Source organism: Archangium gephyra (assembly GCF_049060025.1).
Classification (GTDB): domain Bacteria; phylum Myxococcota; class Myxococcia; order Myxococcales; family Myxococcaceae; genus Archangium; species Archangium gephyra_A.
In genome coordinates this window covers 4,431,706-4,449,959 of the sequence record NZ_JBMEQQ010000002.1, presented here as the reverse complement: position 1 = coordinate 4,449,959, position 18,254 = coordinate 4,431,706, and the positions used below count along the sequence as shown (strand labels likewise).

15 protein-coding genes are annotated in these 18,254 nt (G+C 69.1%); 12 read left to right on the top strand and 3 right to left on the bottom strand.

Going from position 1 to position 18,254, the window contains the following annotated elements:
- The first annotated feature begins 158 nt into the window (after positions 1–158).
- Both ACN28I_RS19385 and ACN28I_RS19380 read left to right on the top strand, forming a co-directional pair.
- Positions 159–1,634, top strand: a complete 1,476-nt coding sequence (locus ACN28I_RS19385; protein WP_420943464.1) for an RAD55 family ATPase — start codon at positions 159–161, stop codon at positions 1,632–1,634.
- On the top strand, positions 1,631–2,716 hold the full coding sequence (locus ACN28I_RS19380; protein WP_420943463.1) for an ATP-binding protein: 1,086 nt from the start codon (positions 1,631–1,633) through the stop codon (positions 2,714–2,716). The genes ACN28I_RS19385 and ACN28I_RS19380 overlap by 4 nt, the downstream gene beginning before the upstream one ends.
- 42 nt (positions 2,717–2,758) lie before the next feature.
- On the opposite strand, the gene ACN28I_RS19375 is transcribed toward ACN28I_RS19380, so the two are convergent.
- Together ACN28I_RS19375 and ACN28I_RS19370 are read right to left on the bottom strand one after the other, a co-directional pair.
- Positions 2,759–3,796 (bottom strand): SDR family NAD(P)-dependent oxidoreductase, encoded by a 1,038-nt coding sequence (locus ACN28I_RS19375; RefSeq protein WP_420943462.1) that lies wholly within the window; start codon positions 3,794–3,796, stop codon positions 2,759–2,761.
- Positions 3,797–3,818: 22 nt separating this feature from the next.
- Positions 3,819–4,301 carry a TlpA family protein disulfide reductase gene (locus ACN28I_RS19370; protein WP_420943461.1) on the bottom strand — a complete coding sequence of 161 codons (483 nt, stop codon included), beginning with the start codon at positions 4,299–4,301 and terminating at the stop codon, positions 3,819–3,821.
- 304 nt (positions 4,302–4,605) lie between these two features.
- On the opposite strand from ACN28I_RS19370, the gene ACN28I_RS19365 reads away from it, so the two are divergent.
- The 9 genes from ACN28I_RS19365 (at position 4,606) to ACN28I_RS19325 (ending at position 13,952) form a co-directional block, all read left to right on the top strand.
- Positions 4,606–5,484 carry a hypothetical protein gene (locus tag ACN28I_RS19365; RefSeq protein WP_420943460.1) on the top strand — a complete coding sequence of 293 codons (879 nt, stop codon included), beginning with the start codon at positions 4,606–4,608 and terminating at the stop codon, positions 5,482–5,484.
- 101 nt (positions 5,485–5,585) lie between these two features.
- On the top strand, positions 5,586–6,773 hold the full coding sequence (locus ACN28I_RS19360; protein ID WP_420943459.1) for a hypothetical protein: 1,188 nt from the start codon (positions 5,586–5,588) through the stop codon (positions 6,771–6,773).
- 232 nt (positions 6,774–7,005) lie between these two features.
- Complete coding sequence (locus ACN28I_RS19355; protein ID WP_420943458.1) at positions 7,006–8,193, top strand: hypothetical protein; 1,188 nt, start codon at positions 7,006–7,008, stop codon at positions 8,191–8,193.
- Between the two features lie 27 nt (positions 8,194–8,220).
- Entirely contained in the window at positions 8,221–9,009 is a 789-nt protein-coding gene (locus ACN28I_RS19350) for a protein kinase domain-containing protein (RefSeq protein WP_420943457.1), read from the top strand.
- Complete coding sequence (locus ACN28I_RS19345) at positions 8,930–9,262, top strand: protein kinase domain-containing protein (protein ID WP_420943456.1); 333 nt, start codon at positions 8,930–8,932, stop codon at positions 9,260–9,262. Before ACN28I_RS19350 ends, ACN28I_RS19345 begins: the two co-directional genes overlap by 80 nt.
- 523 nt (positions 9,263–9,785) lie before the next feature.
- Positions 9,786–10,505 (top strand): hypothetical protein, encoded by a 720-nt coding sequence (locus tag ACN28I_RS19340; RefSeq protein WP_420943455.1) that lies wholly within the window; start codon positions 9,786–9,788, stop codon positions 10,503–10,505.
- Positions 10,506–10,574: 69 nt separating this feature from the next.
- Positions 10,575–11,981, top strand: a complete 1,407-nt coding sequence (tnpC, locus tag ACN28I_RS19335; protein WP_420943454.1) for an IS66 family transposase — start codon at positions 10,575–10,577, stop codon at positions 11,979–11,981.
- 292 nt (positions 11,982–12,273) lie between these two features.
- A complete protein-coding gene (locus ACN28I_RS19330; RefSeq protein WP_420943453.1) occupies positions 12,274–13,200 on the top strand; it encodes a DUF6310 domain-containing protein in 927 nt (308 codons plus the stop codon).
- Positions 13,197–13,952, top strand: a complete 756-nt coding sequence (locus tag ACN28I_RS19325; protein WP_420943452.1) for a DUF5953 family protein — start codon at positions 13,197–13,199, stop codon at positions 13,950–13,952. The genes ACN28I_RS19330 and ACN28I_RS19325 overlap by 4 nt, the downstream gene beginning before the upstream one ends.
- Before the next feature lie 28 nt (positions 13,953–13,980).
- Here the strand turns inward: ACN28I_RS19325 and ACN28I_RS19320 are convergent, their stop codons facing one another.
- Positions 13,981–17,319: a hypothetical protein gene (locus ACN28I_RS19320; protein WP_420943451.1), complete on the bottom strand. Its 3,339-nt coding sequence runs from the start codon at positions 17,317–17,319 to the stop codon at positions 13,981–13,983.
- Positions 17,320–17,500: 181 nt separating this feature from the next.
- Here ACN28I_RS19320 and ACN28I_RS19315 point away from each other — a divergent pair, with 181 nt between their 5' ends.
- Positions 17,501–18,247 carry a PP2C family protein-serine/threonine phosphatase gene (locus ACN28I_RS19315; RefSeq protein WP_420943450.1) on the top strand — a complete coding sequence of 249 codons (747 nt, stop codon included), beginning with the start codon at positions 17,501–17,503 and terminating at the stop codon, positions 18,245–18,247.
- Positions 18,248–18,254 lie beyond the last annotated feature (7 nt).

Here is an 18,254-nt window from a genome sequence, read left to right as displayed (position 1 = left end):
GGCGGGAGCCCTCCGGAAGAGGCTCCGCTGGCCGCCGTCCTGACGGGCGGGTTCCATGTTAGGAGGCGCGTACCGGCACATGCGTCTGGAGCCTGTTCTCCAGAGAGCGCGCCTTCGCCAGGGCTCGCGCATGGTCCCCTCCTTTCGCACCGAGCCCCATGATGGACAGCCGCAGCCCCCCGAAGTTGTTCGAGTCCGGCATCCAGAGCTTCGACCTGTTGCTGGGCGGTGGCATCCCCAGGCGCCAGACCCTCATCGTGGCGGGCAACCCCGGCTGCGGGAAGACCATCCTCAGCAGCCAGATCGCCTTCCTCGCCGCCGCTCGCGGGCTGCCCGTGGTGCTCGCCACCGTCACCTCCGAGCCTCACGACAAGCTGGTGGACGCGCTCTCCGGCTTCTCCTTCTTCCGCCACGAGTTGCTGGGGGACAAGCTCTTCCTCGTGAGCGCCTACGCCTCGCTGAAGAAGGGTGCCAAGGAGGCGCGCGACACCCTCCTGCACACCGTGCGCGAGCGCGGCGCGAAGATGCTCTTCATCGACGGGCTGCGCTCCATCCGCGACCTGTGGCAGGACGAGGCCCGGCTGCGCGAGTTCCTCTATGAGCTGGGCATCGGGCTGTCCACCATGGATTGCATCGGGCTCTTCACCACCGAGTACCCCATCGAGAAGTTGATGACGCTGCCGGAAGCCACGACGGTGGATGGCATCGTCTCGCTGTGGGTGAGCCACCAGGGAGGGCGTCGCCATCGCCGGGTGGAGGTGGTCAAGCTGCGCGGCCGGCCCCACCTGCAAGGCGAGCACCTCTTCCAGATTGGTGGCGAGGGGGTGGAGATCATCCCGCGGCTCGAGGCCCGTGTTCCCTCCGACAAGGACTTCGTCCCGCCTCGTACCCGGGCCAGCTTCGGCCTGCCCGAGTTCGACGGGTTGATGGATGGCGGGTTGCCTCTCCAGAGCACCACCCTGCTGGCGGGCAGCATGGGCATCGGCAAGACGCTGCTCGCCGCGCACTTCGCGGCGGAAGGGGCCCGCCAGGGGGAGAAGACGCTCTTCGTCTCCTTCTTCGAGCCTCCCTCCGCGCTGTTGGCCCGGGCCCAGCGCATCGGTCTGGACGTGCGGGAAGCACTGGGGAGCGGGGCGCTGGCGTTGATGCACCTGCCTCCCTCCGAGCTGGAGGCGGATGTCCTGGTGGACCGCATCCTGCGGGAGGTGGACCGGCAGGGAGTCCGGAGGCTGGTGATCGACGGGCTGACGGATCTCGAGCTCGCCATCGTGGACCCGGAGCGGCGGCGCACCTTCCTGGGCGCCTTCAGCGTGCACCTGCGGGCCGCGGGGGTGACGTCCCTGTTCACCAAGGAGGTGTCGAAGATCGCCGGCACCGAGCTGGACTTCAGCGACACCCCCATCGCCATCCTCGGCGAGAACCTGCTGCTGCTGCGCTACGTGGAGCTGCGCGGCCGCATCCACCGCGTCATGTCCATCCTCAAGATGCGCGACAGCAAGTACGACGGGGACCTGCGCGAGTTCGAGATCAACGACGCGGGGATCCGCGTGCTCAGTCCCATGCGTTCGGCCGCGGGCCTGCTGACGGGCCTGGCCCAGCCCATCGGCTCACGCACCGGCGGGGGGGATGAATGAGCCTCGTCCTCATCGCGGAGGACGAGGAGGCGATGCTGGAGATCTTCGCCCAGGTGGTGGAGGAGCTGGGTCATCGGACCCTGCGGGCCCACAACGGGGAGGAGGCCCTGATGCTGGCCCGGACCGAGCGGCCGGACCTGGTGGTGAGCGACCACATGATGCCCCGGCGCACCGGGGTGGAGCTGCTCCGGACGCTGCGGGCCGACCCTCGCCTCGACAATGTGCCCTTCCTGCTGCTGAGCGCCGCGCAGCCCAAGGGGTTGGAGGAGGCCGATGCCTTCCTCTCCAAGCCGGTGGACCTGGACACCTTCGAGGCCGCCGTGCAGCAGGTGCTGCGCTCGCGCCCCGCCGCTCCGGAGTCCCGCGAGGAGGCCATGACCGCGGGGGACCGCGCGGGCCACGCCGGCGGCGCCGTGCGCGAGGAGATGCTCAACTGGGTGGCCCATGAGATCAAGACGCCCCTGAGCTCCGCGCGGCTCAATGCCCAGCTGCTGCTGCGCAAGCACGGGGAGCGCGGCGCCGACGAGGAGCGCAAGTGCTCCGAGGCCATCCTCCGCCAGCTCGACCGGATGAACTCGCTCGTCACCTCCATCCTCGATGCCGCGCGCCTGTCCGAGGGCAAGGTGGCGCTGCATCGTGAGCCCGGTGAGCTCTCCTCCTTCCTCCAGGATGTGGTCCAGGAGTGGCGCGAGCTCCAGCCCCAGGTGGACTTCTCCCTGACGGGGGCGGCGCAGCGGGTGGCGCTGTCCTTCGATGCCGAGCGCGTGCGGTACATCCTCAACAACCTGCTCTCCAACGCGGTGAAGTACGGCGGAGAGCAGCGGCGCGTCGAGGTGACGCTCTCCGTCTCGCCGGGTCTGGCCATCGTCCAGGTGCGCGACTGGGGCGTGGGCATCCCCGCCTCCGAGCTGCGCAACATCTTCGAGCGCTTCCATCGCGCCGACGGCGCGGGCGGGCACGGGCACGGGCTGGGCCTGTACATCGCCGCGGCGCTCGCGAGGCTCCACGGCGGCTCCCTGAGCGCGCAGTCGGAGCTGGGCCTCGGCTCCACCTTCAGCCTCCGGCTTCCCCTCCCGACCTGACGGATGTTCCCTCTCCCAGAGGGAGAGGGAGCCTGCGCGGGCTCAGTGCAGCAGATCCTCGTTGTTCTTCTGCGCCGCCTGCCGCGTCAGCCGCGTCACCCAGGAGCGGGTGAGGGGCGTCTCGCTGTCCCTCCCCCGGTACCGGTCCGTGCTGCTGTCCTGCGGCATCATCCGGTTCACCTGCGCCATCACCGCCGCCGTCAGGCCCGGGGCCAGCGTCCTCGCCAGGGCCGCCAGCTTCGCCGGCATGCCCACCAGCGCCTCCGCGTCACCCCGGCGGCACGCCTCGAGGATCTTTCGCGCCGCCCGCTCCGCGTTCATCGACATCCCCGGCAGCGAGTCTCCCAGCACGAACCACGCGTACTCCGCCTCGTGGTCGCCCTTGAAGAACGCGTTGGGCGGACTGCCCGTGCGCATCAGCCCCGGGCACACCGTCGTCACCAGGATGCCGTCCTGCTCCAGCTCCGCCCTCATCCCGTCCGACAGGCCCACCAGGGCGAACTTGCTCGCGCTGTAGGGCACCAGGTGCGGGATGCTCACCTTCCCGCCAATGGACGAGATGTTCACGATGCGTCCCCAGCCCCGCCGCTTCATCTCCGGCAGCACCGCCAGTGACGTGTAGAGCGCGGCCCAGAAGTGCACCTTCATCGCCTCGGCGAAGTCCTCCTCCGTCATCGACTCGAGCGGACCCACCTGGATGCCTCCGGCGTTGTTCACCAGGACGTCCACCGCGCCGAAACGCTCGTGCACCTGGGCCACCATCGCCTCCACCTGCACCCGGTCACTCACGTCGCAGGGGATGGCCAGCACCTCGCCCCCCATGCCCTCCAGCTCGTCGCGCGCCCGCGACAGCTCCACCTCCTCGCGGGCGCAGAGGATGACGCGCGCCCCCTCGGCCAGGAACTGCCGGGCCATCACCAATCCCAGTCCCCGCGAGCCGCCCGTCAGCAACACCGTGCGGCCCTCGAAGCTCACCTTCTCCCGGAGCAGCGCCCGGAGCCCCATCACCGCCCCCATTCCCGCGGCGGTCAGGGCTCCCAGTGACACCCGGGAGGCCTCCTTCTTGTTCCGGCCTGCCATGTCGTGCCTCGTGTGCGGAGGTTCAGGGCGCGAACGCGCCAGAGGTGGCCTCGGGGCCGGTGAGCCGCTCCAACAGCCGTCGCAACTCGGGGTTCCCTACCGCCTCGCCCGCCACGCGCAAGCGCAGGATGCCGAAGGCGTCGTACACGAGGAACGTCGGCACGTCCTCCACCCCGTACGCCTTCTCCATCGAGCCGTCGTCCACCGCCACCGGGTGACGGAAGCCCATCCGCTTCACGATGGCCTCGATGTCGTTGGTATCCAGCGCATGGCCCAGGTCCTCGCCTTCCATCGGCACGTGCACGCCGATGACCTGCAGGCCCTTGGGGATGAACTCGTCCAGCAGCGTCTTCACCAGCGGCAACTGCTCCTGGTTCGTCTTGCTCAGCTCCGACCAGAAGTAGAGCAGCGTGGGCCGGCCCCGCAGATCGTGCACGTGCACGGGGGCATTGATCCAACCGCCTTCGGGATCCAACAGCGTCAGGGGAACATCCATCGAGGACATGGGCAGGGCCTCCTCAAAGGGTGGAGAGGACGCGATTCAAGCTAGGCATCCACGCCCCGCGCCCCGGACGCCCCCCCTCCACCCGTCCCCTCCCCATCCGGTGCACACGGCGCCTGCTTCCCCGCCCGGTCCCTGACATGCTGCGTCGAGGAATCCGGTTCTGACTCGTTGTGTCAGGATTCTGTCTTTCAATGAGAATGGAGGGTTTTCGTTTTGTGAGAATGCGCGAGTAGAGTGGCCTCACCTGCCCGGCAGCCAGCCGGGCGGGTACTCCCTTGGAAGCAAGAGCAGGAGGCTCTCTCTCATGAAGAAGCTTTTGAGCACGGCCATCATCGCCGCCACCGCCCTGGTGGGCGCGGAGGCGTCGGCCACCAACTACACGCTGTGGATCCACGGCCGTAACGGCGGCAGCACCCAGCGCGGCAACTACGCCGACTTCAGCTACTGGGGCCCGAGCAGCACCGCGGCCGGCATCAACAAGAAGGCCGTGAACTGGAACGGCACGCAGCGCATCTCCGTGGAGAACTTCCGCGTGCGTGACGCGCTGGACTGCTTCTGCACCGGCGCCAACTGGTGCTACATCGCGGCGCACAGCGCGGGTAACCTGCAGATCGGCTACGCGCTGTCCATGTACGGCGGCTCGGCGCGCTACAAGAAGAACGCCGTCCCCAACTCCTCGGGTGTGTGCGGCAACACGGACGGCACCACGCAGGTGGGCTGGAACATCAAGTGGGTGGACGTGGCCTCGGGCGCCGGCGGCGGCAGCGAGCTGGCCAACTACGGCGACTGGGCGACGAGCGAGCCGCTCACCAGCGACCTGGTCACCTCCACGGCGCGCGGCATGTACAACCACAACACCACGCGCTCCATCTGGTTCTACATGTTCGCCGGCTCCAGGGGCACGGCCTACTCCGGCGTGCTCCCCGGCCAGGATGACGAGGCCGTGGCCTACCACTCCACCGGCGGCGTCTCGGCCACCGGCGGCTTCTGCAACCCCGGCGACTGGTTCTGCGACGGCACGCTGAACACCGGCACCGCGGCCACCAGCAACGGCAAGGCCAAGTGGAGCTACCACACCGTCGAGCTGCGCGATGACGGCGAGGCCTACGATCACTACGCCGCCGGCAACTGGGCGGGCATCGTCGGGCCCGTGCGCACCGACATGGTCAACTACGCCAGGTAAGCGGTTTCTGGCAGCATTGGATGTACCCCATGACTCAGCGCCCTTCTCGCCGTGGCCGTTGGCTTCTCCTGCTCGTTCCTCTCGTGTTGGGAGTGGGAGGGTTGCTGCTCTCCGTGGGGCTCATCCGTCCCGGGCCGGGTGCGGCGGATTCGTCCGCGCCCGGTCCGCGGTCCCCGGACAGCCCGGCCGAGCCACCGTCTCGCGGTCCGGTCCGCTCTTCCGCGGGCGTCCCCGCGCGGCAGCCCCCCGGGCCCGCCCTGTCGCCCGAGGAGGCCGAGCGCGAGGCGCAGCGGCAGTTGTGGGAGAAGCGCCTGGAGCGCGCCCGCTTCACGCTCGACTCCTACCGGCAGTCCACGCGCTACCCGCACGAGTCGCGGCCCATCTCGGAGCACCCGGACCTGGTGTACCCGGCCTCGCCCGAGCGCAAGCAGCCGCTCAACAAGGAGCAGAGGGACATCGCGCTGAAGTTGAAGCAGGAGAAGATCTACGTCGTGGGCGACGAGGTGGTGCGCTTCTTCGTGGGCTGTGAGAACGCGAGCACCAGCCAGCCCCTGCCCTGCGAGGTGTACTCCGCCGTGGCCCGCGAGGCGCCGCACCTGACACAGGCCGGGGGGGCCGGCGCGGTGCCGCTGGACTTCAACGACCTGGGCCGCGGCGGCGACGAGGTGGCCGGTGACGGCACGTGGACGGGGAGCTTCCAGCCCTCGCGCCAGGGCTTCGCCATGTACGAGGGCACGCTGCGCGTCGACTTCCGCGTGCGCGCCAACGGCAGCGCCGAGGGCGGTGCCTTCTTCGACATCGTCTTCACCCCGGCCGCGCCCGCCGCCTTCACCGGCAAGGTGCGCGAGGTGGTGGAGAAGGGCTCCCTGCAGCTCTACGTGGGCCTCCAGGTGCGCAAGCCCGGCCGCTATGTCATGGCCGGCCGCGTGGATGACGAGGGGGGTATTCCGTTTGCTTATGTGGAGTTCAACGAGGAGTTGGAGGCCGGTGCACGCGAGGTGAAGTTCACCGTCTTCGGGTTGCTGCTCCACGACGAGAACCCGGACTTCCCCCTCCGGCTGCGCGACGTGGAGGGCTTCCTCCTCCGCGAGCAGGGAGATCCGGACCGCGAGCTGGTGAAGGCGCTCTACGGCCCCGTGCACATCACCCAGCCGTACACACTGGACCGGTTCTCCCCCGACGAGTGGACGAGCGAGGAGCGCCAGCGCTACCTGGACGAGTACGCCAAGGACGTGGCGCAGGCCGAGGATGCGCTCGGCGGGCTGTCCGGACAGCCCAAGGGCCCCTAGAAGCCGGACTGCTCGAATGCGCCCGCCCGGCTCATGGGCGGGCGCACGATTTGCGGTCCCGTGACGCGGGGCGACGCAGCGGTTGCGTGCGCGGGCACACGGCGTCTTCCGGCTCCGAGCGGAGAGACAGGGGAGTCAGAGCGCCGGGGAGGTCGGCCCGCACCTTGCTATGGCCTGAGGGTGTTCGCGCCCCTCACCGAGGGGCCCATATCCCCCAGGTCTGAGTGCCCGTATGAGCAGCGTCCAGGCGTCCCCGAATCGCAACACCCCCCCGAGCAACGTCCGTCCGTCCGACAGCCAGAGCAATGATCTGCGGCTGGTTCCCGTGGAGATCGCTCCGGATACCTTCTGGGTGGGCAAGCGGGATCCCGGCAACATCTTCTACGCCAACCCGTACCTGCGCCGCTTCCGGGGCACGGATCCGAAGACGGGCCGCGCCAACGAGTTCAACCTGCTCATCGACCCGGGCTCGAGCAGTGACTTCGCCCAGGTGTCCACCAAGGTGACGTCGCTCATCGGCGGGTTGGACCGGCTCAGCGCCGTCTTCATCAACCACCAGGACCCGGACGTGGGCTCGTCGGCGAGCATCATCTCGGCGCGCTACGCGCCCAAGGCCGGCATCCTCTGCTCCGAGGACACCTGGCGGCTCATCGTCCACCAGAACCTGCCGCGCGGCCGCTTCATCGCCACGGAGAAGTTCAGCCACGGGCTCAACGTGCCCACCGGCCACAAGCTGCTGCCGGTGCCCTCGCCCTTCTGCCACTTCCGCGGCGCGGTGATGCTCTACGACCCGGAGACGCGGGTGCTCTTCACCGGCGACCTGTTCGGCGGCGTCACGGACGTCAACGCGCAGGGCCTGTGGGCGGATGAGTCGGACTGGACGGGCATCCGCGCCTTCCACCAAATCTACATGCCGGTGAACCTGGCCCTGCAGCGCGTGGTGGCCGTCATCCGCAAGCTGGAGCCGGCGGTGGAGATCATCGCGCCGCAGCACGGGCGGCTCATCCGCGGGCCGCTCATCCAGACGTTCCTGGACCGGATGGAGAAGCTGCCGGTGGGCCTGGACATCATGGACGAGGCCCAGGACCGCTCGCACCTGCAGGCGTGGAACGTGGTGCTGGATCGGGTGCTGACGCTGGCGCGCGGCTACCTGGGCAACTCGGCGGACGAGAAGCTGATGGGCAGCACGGAGCTGGCCGAGACGGCGAAGGTGCAGAACGGCCAGGTGTCCATCCAGCGGCTGGGGCGCTGGACGGTGGAGCACGTGGTGGAGCTGCTGTGCCACGGCGAGCCGCCGGAGATCGCCGGTCCCATCATGATGGAGGCCACCACCGCCGCCGCCGAGTACAACCTGCCCACGCCCCACCTGGACATCGAGGGCAATGGCATGGCGTCCAACGTGTCGCTGCTCGCCGGCTGAGGCCGGGTGAGGGGAGGGGAGGCTGCCGTGACGGACGAGGAGCACGACAGCGGGGTGGCGTACCTGAATCCCGAGGAGGGGGCGGTGGTGCCGCCTCCCGTGGCCAGGCCACCTCCCGCGAGTGATTCGCGGGGGAGCGGGCCGGCGCGCACGTTGCTGCTGGGCAGCAGTGAGCACCCGGTGGGCGAGCAGGGCCACGCGGCGGTGCGCGGCCTCATTCCGGGGCAGGTGGTGGCCGGGCGCTACCAGGTGGAGCGCTGGCTGGGCTCCGGCGGCAGCGCCATGGTGCACGAGGTGATGGACCTCACCACGGGCGCGCACCTGGCGCTCAAGGTGTTGGCCGTGCCGGGTGCGGATGCGTCCCAGATCGCCCGCTTCCGCCAGGAGGTGGAGCACGCGCGGGGGCTGGACCATCCCAACATCGTGCGCGTCCACGACGTGGGAGTGGATGGAGACCGGCACTTCATCACCACGGAGCTGCTGGTGGGGATGGACCTCAAGCGCCGGCTGATGGGCAACCGCCCGACGCTGGCCGAGGCGCTGCGGTGGCTCACCCACGCGGCCGCCGCGCTGGAGCACGCGCACGGGCGCGGCGTGCTGCACCGCGATGTGAAGCCGGGCAACCTCTTCCTCACGAAGCCGGGCATCCTCAAGCTGATGGATTTCGGGCTCGCCAAGAGGCTCGCACGTGGCCGGCGTGACGGCGCAGGGCGCGGTGCTCGGCACTCCCGAGTACATGGCGCCCGAGCAGATCTCCGGTGCGCACGCCGTCTCACCCGCGACCGATCTCTACTCGCTGGGCGTGGTGGCGTATGAGCTGCTCACCGGGCAGTTGCCCTTCCGCCACCCGCAGCCCGTGCCGCTCATGTTCCTGCACGTGCAACAGCCCCCCGTGCCTCCGCGCACGCTCACCCCGAGCCTGCCCGAGCCCTTCGAGCGCGTGGTGCTCAAGCTGATGCAGAAGCACCCGGAGCAGCGTTATCCGAGCGCCGCCGCGCTGCGCGGCGACCTCGCCCGGCTGTGGCCCCTCGCGTTGCCGCCGAAGACGGGGGCGAGACCCTCACCCTGACTCCCTTTTTGGTTCCCGCAGGCGATCCGCGCCTCCTCGTTCGGAGGGGGTTCAACTCAAGGCGGCGGGCAACCTTTATTGGAGGCGGCGGGAATCGAACCCGTGGGCAGGGCGATAGAAAACCCCAAGCAGGACGCGCTGTTACCCACTATCGCCTTGATTCTCCTCGGGTTCGTCATCCCGCCGCGTCCCACGCCGTTCCCCCGGGTGCAGCCTCTAACCCCGCTGGAGGGGCACACTGGGGGCACATGCGCCCCACCTCCCCGCCAGCGGCCCGCCCCACGCCGGGCGGTGTGTGACTGGCGGGGCCCTCCCGGACTTGCAGCCCGCTCCCCCGCTGCCGGGTTCCTGTGCCGGAGCTGCTGCGGCAGGGGGCATCGGTTCTGACGGCTGCGGGGGCTCAACCGGAGCGATGACGGCGACGGCAAGCGAGGCGGGAGCGGCCTGAATGCCCTCCCTCGGAACGAAGGTGGATTCCGCAGCGCACCTGACGACATGAGGTCGCGCTCGGCCGTCTTGGTTGGTGACGCTGCACTATGGGACACTGTGGCTCGAGAACCAGAGACAAGCCAAGAAAGACAGGGAACAGGAGCACCTCGATCGTTTTCTTGCTCTACAGGGCATCAGATCAGAAGCGATTAGGGCGGGCGATCCCCTCGATTTCATTCTCGACCTTGGGGGTGGCTGTCGCGTGGGGGTGGAGTTGGTCGATGTAGACGACGAGGCCCAGAGGAAGAACAACGCGATGGCCGATCGGCATATAGCGCAGAAGGTCGATGCGGCTCTTCGTGAGCAGGGATACGTCCTCCAGGTTCAGTTGATTTGGAAGTTCGACCTCACCCAGTTCTCGGAAAACCCTAAGAGGCTCAGGGTGTTCCTCGACAAGCTCATGGCAGTAATCAACAAGGAGGCTCCCTCCTTGGGTGACGACGAATTCGTTCTCAGTGACGAGGAAGATCATCAACTCCAGGACCTTGACTTGGCCGAGTTGTCCGATCTGGTGCTTCGGAAGATGGACCACCTCACTGAACCCGAGGTTCTCTCGATTCCAATGGCGTGGGCACAGGGAGCATCCGGAATCATGACAGCTCTTCGGGACAAGGAAGACAAGCTACCCGAATACAGAAGGATTCTCGGAGATGGTGATGTATGGCTCCTCTTCGTGACAGGCGCGCGATTCGAGCAGAACGTCTATGCTTCTTTGGTAGTAAGCGTTCACGCGTCTGGGTTGGTTGAGGGGTGAGCAGGGGCGAACTGACCGGAGAAGTGGTGCTGGACAGGGTGACGGCTGACGTGGTGTACCAGCCATCGCGTGAGCGAGATTGACCCCAGAGATGCGCGTATCGCCCAGCTCGAAGCCGAAGTCGCTGAGCTGAAGAAGCAGTTGGCCGAGGCGCTGGCCACAATCGCCGGGCTGCGGGCGCGGTTGGGGCAGAATTCGCGCAACTCCAACAAGCCGCCCTCCTCTGATGGGCCAGCAGTGAAGCGGGAGCGCAAGGAGCCCAGCGGGAGGAAGCCGGGAGGACAGCCCGGGCACAAGGGGCACCGGCGTGAGTTGTTGCCGCCCGAGAAGGTGGACGAGGTGGTGGCGGTGCAGCCCAAGGGGTGCAGCCGGTGCGGCGGAGAGCTCGAGCAGAGGGAAGAGGGGCCGGCAGCGTGGCGGCACCAGGTGGTGGAGCTGCCCGAGGTGAAGCCGCGCGTCACCGAGTACCAGCTGCGCTCCGGGCATTGTGCGAGGTGTGAGGTGTGGACGCAGGCCCAGTTGCCACCGGGAGTGCCGAGCGGAGCCTTTGGTCCCAGGCTCACCGCGGTGGTGGCGTTGCTGACAGGCCGGCTGCGGCTGACGAAGCGGCTGGTGCAGGAGTTTGCCTCCAGCGTGCTGGGGGTGGAGGTGGCCCTGGGGAGCATCTCCAAGTTGGAGCGGAGCATGAGCGCCGCGCTGCAAGCGCCCGTGGAAGAGGCGCGCGCGTACGTGCGCGAGGCCTTGAGTGTGAATGCGGATGAAACCAGCTGGCGCGAGAAGCTCAAGAAGGCGTGGTTGTGGGTGGCCGCCACGGCACTGGTAACCGTGTTCTCCATCAACCGAGAGCGCAGCGGCGAGGCCGCCCGGCAATTGCTGGGCGAGGACTTCGTGGGCTTCGTGGGTAGCGACAGGTGGAGCGGTTACAACTGGGTGGACATCAACCTGAGGCAGCTGTGCTGGGCGCATCTGCGGCGCGACTTCCAGAAGTGGGTGGACAGGGGCGGAGCGGCAAAGCCCCTGGGCCGGGCCCTGCTGGGGCAGACCAAGAAGCTCTTCGCGCTCTACCACCAGTGGCGAGACGGGACTCTGCCGCGTCCTGCATTCCAGGCGCACATGGGCGAGGTAGAGGCGGCGGTGGCTCGACTGCTGCGCAAGGCACGCGTGTGCCCGGACCAGAAGGTAGCCGGTATGGCCGAGGCCATCCTCAAGCTGGAGCCAGCCCTGTGGGCATTCGTGCATATGGAGGAGGTGGAGCCCACCAACAACCGGGCTGAGCGTGCGCTGCGCCCCGCCGTCTGCATGCGCAAGGGCAGCTTCGGCACCCACAGCCCCGAGGGCAGCCGCTACATCGAGCGGATGCTGACAGCAGTCACCACGCTCAAGCAGCAGCAGCGCCATGTGCTCGATTACCTGACCGAGGCCATGCATGCGCACCTGCATGGACATGCTGCTCCCTCTCTTCTGCCTGTCTCTTGAATGGCGACCACCGCCCGGCCTCTCCGAGGCGGTGAACGCTTACCTTTGGTAAAGGAGCGGAACATGCAGTCGAAGTTTGACCGCGTCTTCCTACTGGACCTCCGGGATGAGACGGTCGTCACATTGAAATGAAGACTCCACGTCCCTACGTCCAGATTCTCACTCCGAAGCAGCATCAAGCCAATATCAGGCACTATTCCATTCGGCAGAATTTCCGAAGAGTCAGGAGGGAAGGGCCTTTGTGGACTTACCTGAAGGGGATGAGGTCCTGACTTGATTGGAGGATGTAGCCATGCGTTTCCGAGCGTGCATCGCACTTCTGTTCTATGTCTCAGCCTGCGCTACGTCAGTGCCCAGCCCAAGAGAGCCAGCAGCCCGGGACCAGAGGCTCGCCAACCTCCAACGAGCGGCGGAGCTGCCCTGGACGGACGGGGGGCGGTGCGCCGTCGAAGAGGCTTCCCAGCCCTGGCCCGTGCTGGCGGAGCGGTGCTTTTATGCCCTCGACCATGACCGGGTTCGGTTTCGGGACATCACGGGCAGATGCGCCGTCGCCTCCGCAGGTGCGGCAGTGGGCGTCGGACTCTGTGTCTTGGCGGCACCGGAGATCGTCGTGGGAGCGGTGATCGTCGCGGGCGTGGTGGTGGTGGGCTTCGCCATCAAAGAGGCGTTGGATACCTACGCGGAGAAGAGGGGCCGTCCCCAGGTCCAGGTAAGGCCCGCGCCTGAAACGCGGCCCGTGCCTGAAACAGCGCCCGCCCCGCAGAAGCCCTCGCCGAAAAAACGGCCCAAGCCGGAGCCAAAAGGGCCGGATTTTCCTCCTCTGGAGCCACCCGAAGTCACGGAGCGAGATCGCCACAGGTGCGAGCCCGTCCCAGTGCCGCACGCGGGCAAGGATGACGCGCATAACAAGTGCGCCGATCAGTTTCCTCCCAACCGTTATCCCGGAATGGATGTGCTCGTGGGCGGTGTGAGCTTCGATGCGCTGCAAGTCGGCGTTCGTGTGCTGTGGGAAATCAAGACCCATCAATTTGACACGTATCCTGATTTTATCCGGGATCGGGAGATTGAGAAGGAGTTGGAGCAAATAGAAAAAGAGCGAAAAGCTGCGGCGGCGTGTGGGTATGATTTCATCATTGGGGTGAGCACCCAAGGGCACAAAGAAGCGCTGCTCGCTGTTGTTCCCTCCCTCAAGATCGTCGTCACGGGATGCAAACGATGACCACCCAGAATCGCCTCGTTCTGACCGTCTACGCGCCTGCGCTCGTGGGTGACGACAAACGCACAATCGCTGCCGTTCATGGGATGGAAAAGGCGCTCCCCGGCTTGCGTCTAGAGTGGAGAGTTACCGGGGGGCGACGGCTTGCTGCGTTGCCACAGCGCGACGCGTGGATCGTAGAAAAGATTAAGGACGGGGGCTTCCCCCTTGTGTGCAACGGGGACGAGAGTTACCCCGTGACGGTTATGGGGAGGGGAAGCTCGGGACTCTTCAGCCCTGGCGGTCAGGCCCTGTTTGAAGTCCATGCGAAGTTGCCGCTAGATGCGGCGGTTATTGCTGCAGCGGGGGAGATGCTGGAGCGTGTAGCGGAGGGCACACGCGCGTTCTGGGGGCGTGCGACGCCACACGACGCTGCGGTGGACATCGCGTATCAGACGGCACCCACGCTTGAAGGGCCGCCGTCCCCACGCCGGGGGTTGCCCGCCCTGAAGCTCTTCGAGCACATCCGCTCGCCAGAGATTCCCTATTACCTCGGGTGGCTGAACTACTGGTCGCCCGCTGCCGCAGAAGCCATAGGGTTTCCGGACCCGGCCCGCGACGCGGAGCTGCTGTCACGCTCACGGCGTACCGCGTCGGGCGGGTGGGTTGTGCAGCTCACCGATGCGCCGCTCGACCTGGACAACCCCGCCCACCTGGACGCACTCAAACGGGCCTACGAGCGCTTCCCAGAGATTGGCGGGCGCACAGCCCCTTGATGCGCGGCACGGCTCGCGGTGGCCGTGCTCACTCTCTCTCGGTGACGGTGGCGTAGGCGGCCGCGCGGACGGCGGCGCTTGGGTGCTGCCGCAGGGCTCGCAGGCGCCTCGCCGCGTCCTCGCGCCAGTGCAGGCGCTGCCCGGCCACCGAGATGAGCTCCACCGCCGTCAGCGGCAGCTCGGGGCCCACCTGGTCCGCGACCTCCAGCAGCAACTCGGGCGTCCACCCGGCGCTGGCGTCCTCCAGCTCCGTGGCCACCCCGTCCGCGAGGGTTCGCGCGAAGAGGGGCTCCTCCCGCGTCTCCGCCGCCAGTCCCCGCAGCACCTCCGAGACGGCCCGGGCCTCGCGCCACTCCAGGCTGGCCAACCGGAGCGCGGCGCTCTCGGGCCACAGCGAGGCGTCCCGGGCGAGCACCCGCGCTACCTCATCGAAGCGCGCCTTCAGGCCCACGCGGACCGGCCGGGGCAACTCGAGCAGCACCTGGTGCAATACCCTGAGGCGCTGGCGCGCGGGCACGTCCCGCTCGGGCGTGGCGTCAGGGGCCGGGGGTTCGGAGACGAGCCGCGAGGCGCAGGCCACCACCTGCTCGAAGGCCTTCCCCTCGCGCGTGGCTTCCACCAACGCCCAGGCGGCCTCGCGCCACTCGGCGCCACCGGAGAGGTCCAGCACGCGCCCGGCCGCCTCTTGTGCCACCTGCTCCTCCATTCCGGCGGACCAGCCCGGGAGCACCGTGAAGGCCCTCCGGCGCACGGTGAGGTCCGGGTGGCGGGACACCTGGAGCACGAGCGCCGCGTAACGGGGGCGGGTCTCCAGGGGCATCTGTCCGGGGTGCGCGTCGAGGAGGCTCGTGGCCACGTACTCGTCCGGGCTCCGGGCCATGCTCTCCAGCAACTCCCAGGCGGCCGGCTCGTCGAGCAACTGGCGCGCGGCGTGGCCCACGGCGATGCGGACGTCCCGGTGGAGCTGGGGCCTGTCCCACTGCTGGCGGAGCAGCGCCAGGCTGCGCGGGGAGCGGAAGGTGCCGAGCAGCCGCAGGGCCTCCTTGTGCACCGTCACCTTGAGCTTCTCGCGCGAGAGCAACGCGCCGAGCGTGGAGGCGAGCGTCTCGGAGGAGACGCGCTTCGCCACGCGGGGCACCGCGTACATGGCCACCCGGGCGCGGTCTCCGTCGAGGTTCTCCAGCAGCAGGGGCAGCGCCGGCTCCGGCTTGTCCAGCCACACCAGCGCCCCGAGCGCGGCCTCCACCGTGGGCACGTCCGGCGAGCCGAGGAAGGGCTTCAGGGTGTCCACCTCCACCACCTGCAGGCGGGGGAGGATCCGCAGCACGCTCATCCGCTCGAAGGCGCTGCGCTCGGTGTCCCGGGCCATGCGCAGCAGCAGGTCCCGGTAGCGGAGCTGCTGGCGCGGCAGCCAGCGGTGGAAGCCGCGTTGGACCGAGGGCACCCAGCCCGTCTTCCCCGTGCTGAAGAGCCCCTTCAGGCCGCGCCCCTCGAGGTAGGGGTCCAACCACTCCTGCCGGCGCCGGTGCAGGTGCGCGAAGACGGGGGCCAGGGTGACGGTGCTCTCGTCGCGGTCGAGCAGCTTGCGCACCCGGACGTCCTTCGTGCGCGGCGGGGCGAGCCAGAGCCCGATGGCCTGCTGCGCCAGCCACGTGGGCGTGGCCTCGGTGATGGGCTCGAGCATCGCCTGGAGCATGTCCACGTTCCACGCGCGCCGGCCGAGCGCCTGGGTGAGCGCGAGGATGAGGTCGTAGCTCTCGCGCTGCCCGGCGGAGCGGATCATCGGCAGCAGGGCCGTGAAGAGGTGGTGCTCGGTGCCGCGCGGCAGATCCCTCTCCAGCGGAGGCAGGGCGAGCGTCCCGGACTGTCCGGCCAGCCGCTTCAGCGTGTCGAGGGCGAAGCGGAAGAGGGGATTTTCAGGCGCGGTGGCGTGGGCGCGGATGAGCCGGAAGGCCAGTTCCTGCAGCGCCAGATGGGTGCCGCGCGAGCTGTCCCGGGCCTCGACGACGTACGTCACCAACGCCTCGAGGGCGGGAATGTGCCCGGGCTCGAAGACGGACGGGGGCACCTTCGCGAGCGCGCTCAGGGCCTCCTGGCGCACCGGATCCTGCTCGTTCTTCAGCCGGGCGAGGGACGTGAGCGTCTCCGTCAGGCCCCGGCGGGACAGGCCCGTGCTGGACACCAGCAGCGAGAGCGCCCGGGCCCGGTCCTCGGCCTTGCTCGCGAAGGCCGCCTTCTGGAGGGGCTCGCGCGCGTGCTCGATGGTGCGCAGCGCCTGGAGGGCGAGCTGCCGGTCCCGGTTCTCCCGCACCTCGCGCAGGCCGAGCTGGCGCGCGGTCTCGGCATCCCGCAGCTCATGGGGGAGGACGCGCAGCAGGTCCTCGGACAACTCGCGGGGCGGTGCTCCCTCGAAGGCGTGGGCGAAGAACCCGGCGCGCCGGGAGGGGGGCAGGGCGTCCAGGAAGCGGGCGAGGTGGTAGGGGTTGTTCGCCAGGGCCCGTGCGAGGCCGAGGAGCTGGTCGCGGGAGAAGAAGCGGAGCTGGCGCAGCAGGCCGGCCGTCAGCTCCGAGACGTCGGCGAGCCGCGCGGCGCGGTAGGCGGGACGGTGGAGGAGCGCGAAGAGTTGCTCGGGGTGTTTGCGCGCGAGCCGCGGGAGCGTGTCCCTCACGAAGCGCGGAAGCTCATCCGGAGGCGAGAAGTCGCGCGCGAGGACGAGCACGGCCTCGCCATGGGAGTGGGTCAGCTCCATCAGCGCGATGCGGTAGGTGGACAGGAGGGCACTGCGCTCGCGCTCCGGGGCGTGGGTGAGGCGCGAGCGGAGGAAGACCAGCACCTCGTCCGGGTGGCGGCGCACCAGCGGGCGCCAGGCGTGGAAGGTGTGCTCGAGCCCGGGGAGCAGGCGGCGCACGGTGTCCGCGTCGAGCGCGGGGAGCAGCAGGGCCGCCTCCGCGGCGCCGTGGCGGGTGAGGACGAGCGGGAGGAGCCGGGCCGCCAGCGCGTTCCTCCGGGCCAGGGCCACGCCCTTGAGGACGCGGCGGCGGATGAAGGGGCTCAGCTCCGGCAGCACCCGCTCGAGGGCGGCGTCGTCCTGGATGAAGCTCCCGGCCAGGGCGGCGGCCTGGCCACGCACGAGGCCGGAGGGGTGGGCGAGGGCTCGCAGCACACGGGACTCGTCTCGCGCGCCACGGGCCAGCGCGAGTGCGAGGCTCGCCTCGTAGGCCTCGCCGGACAGGAGCGCGTCCATGAGCTGCGTCAGGGCGGGGCTGTCCCGGCCATCGCGGCCCAGCCTGGCGGCCCGCGCGACGCGTGCGCCGTAGCCCAACGAGTCCAGCTCCGACAGCAGTGCTTCGCGCGATGGGATCCGCATGGGTGCTCCCTCCCTGGGGCTGGCGACGTTAGACCAGACCGTGGGGTGGGGTCTGGAGTCCCCGGTGTGTGGACTCCCGGGCGGGGGAGGTGGGGATGCGAGACCCCAGGCGCCCGAGTCCTTTCGCGGGGTTGGCGTCGGCCCCCGCCTTGCTCCTGTCCGGGGCGGGGAGGAAGAGCCGATGCGAATCGACAGCGCGGGATGGACGCACGTGGGACGCCGCTCCCACAACGAGGATGCCTGGGTGGCCCGGGCGGAGCTGGGCCTGTTCGTGGTGGCCGATGGGATTGGCGGCTACGAGGGCGGTGAGGTGGCCAGCCGGTGCGTGGTGGAAGCCTTCTCCGGCTTCTGCGAGCGCGTGGCCAGGGATCCCGAGGCCACCTGGCCCCACCATCCGCGGCCGGGCCACTGCCACGAGGAGGCGTTGCTGCTCAACTGCACCGTGCTCGCCCAGCGTGCGGTGCTCTCGCGCCGCGTGGGACAGTTGCGTGAGATGGGCTCCACCGTGGTGGCGCTCGCCCTGGGGCCCCGGGGCGCGGCCGTGGCGCACGTGGGGGACAGCCGGCTCTACCGGCTGCGCGACGGGCGGCTGGAGGCGCTGACCCGCGACCACTCCGTGCTCGAGGAGATGCGCGAGGCCGGTGTCGAGACGCCCGGGCGCGGGGAGAGTCCTTACGGGCACGTCATCACCCGCGCGCTGGGGACCCAGAACGCGGAGCCCACCGTGCGGCGGCTCGAGGTGCGGCCGGGGGATGTGTACCTGCTGTGCTCGGATGGGTTGTACGAGCCGCTCGGGCCGGAGCGGTTGGCTTCCCGGTTGGGGCAGGGGCGGGCCGCGGGGGTGGCTGAGCGGCTGGTGCAGGAGGCCTATGCGGCGGGGGGCCGGGACAACATCACGGCCATCGTGGTGGGCGTGGGCACGGAGTAGGGGACAC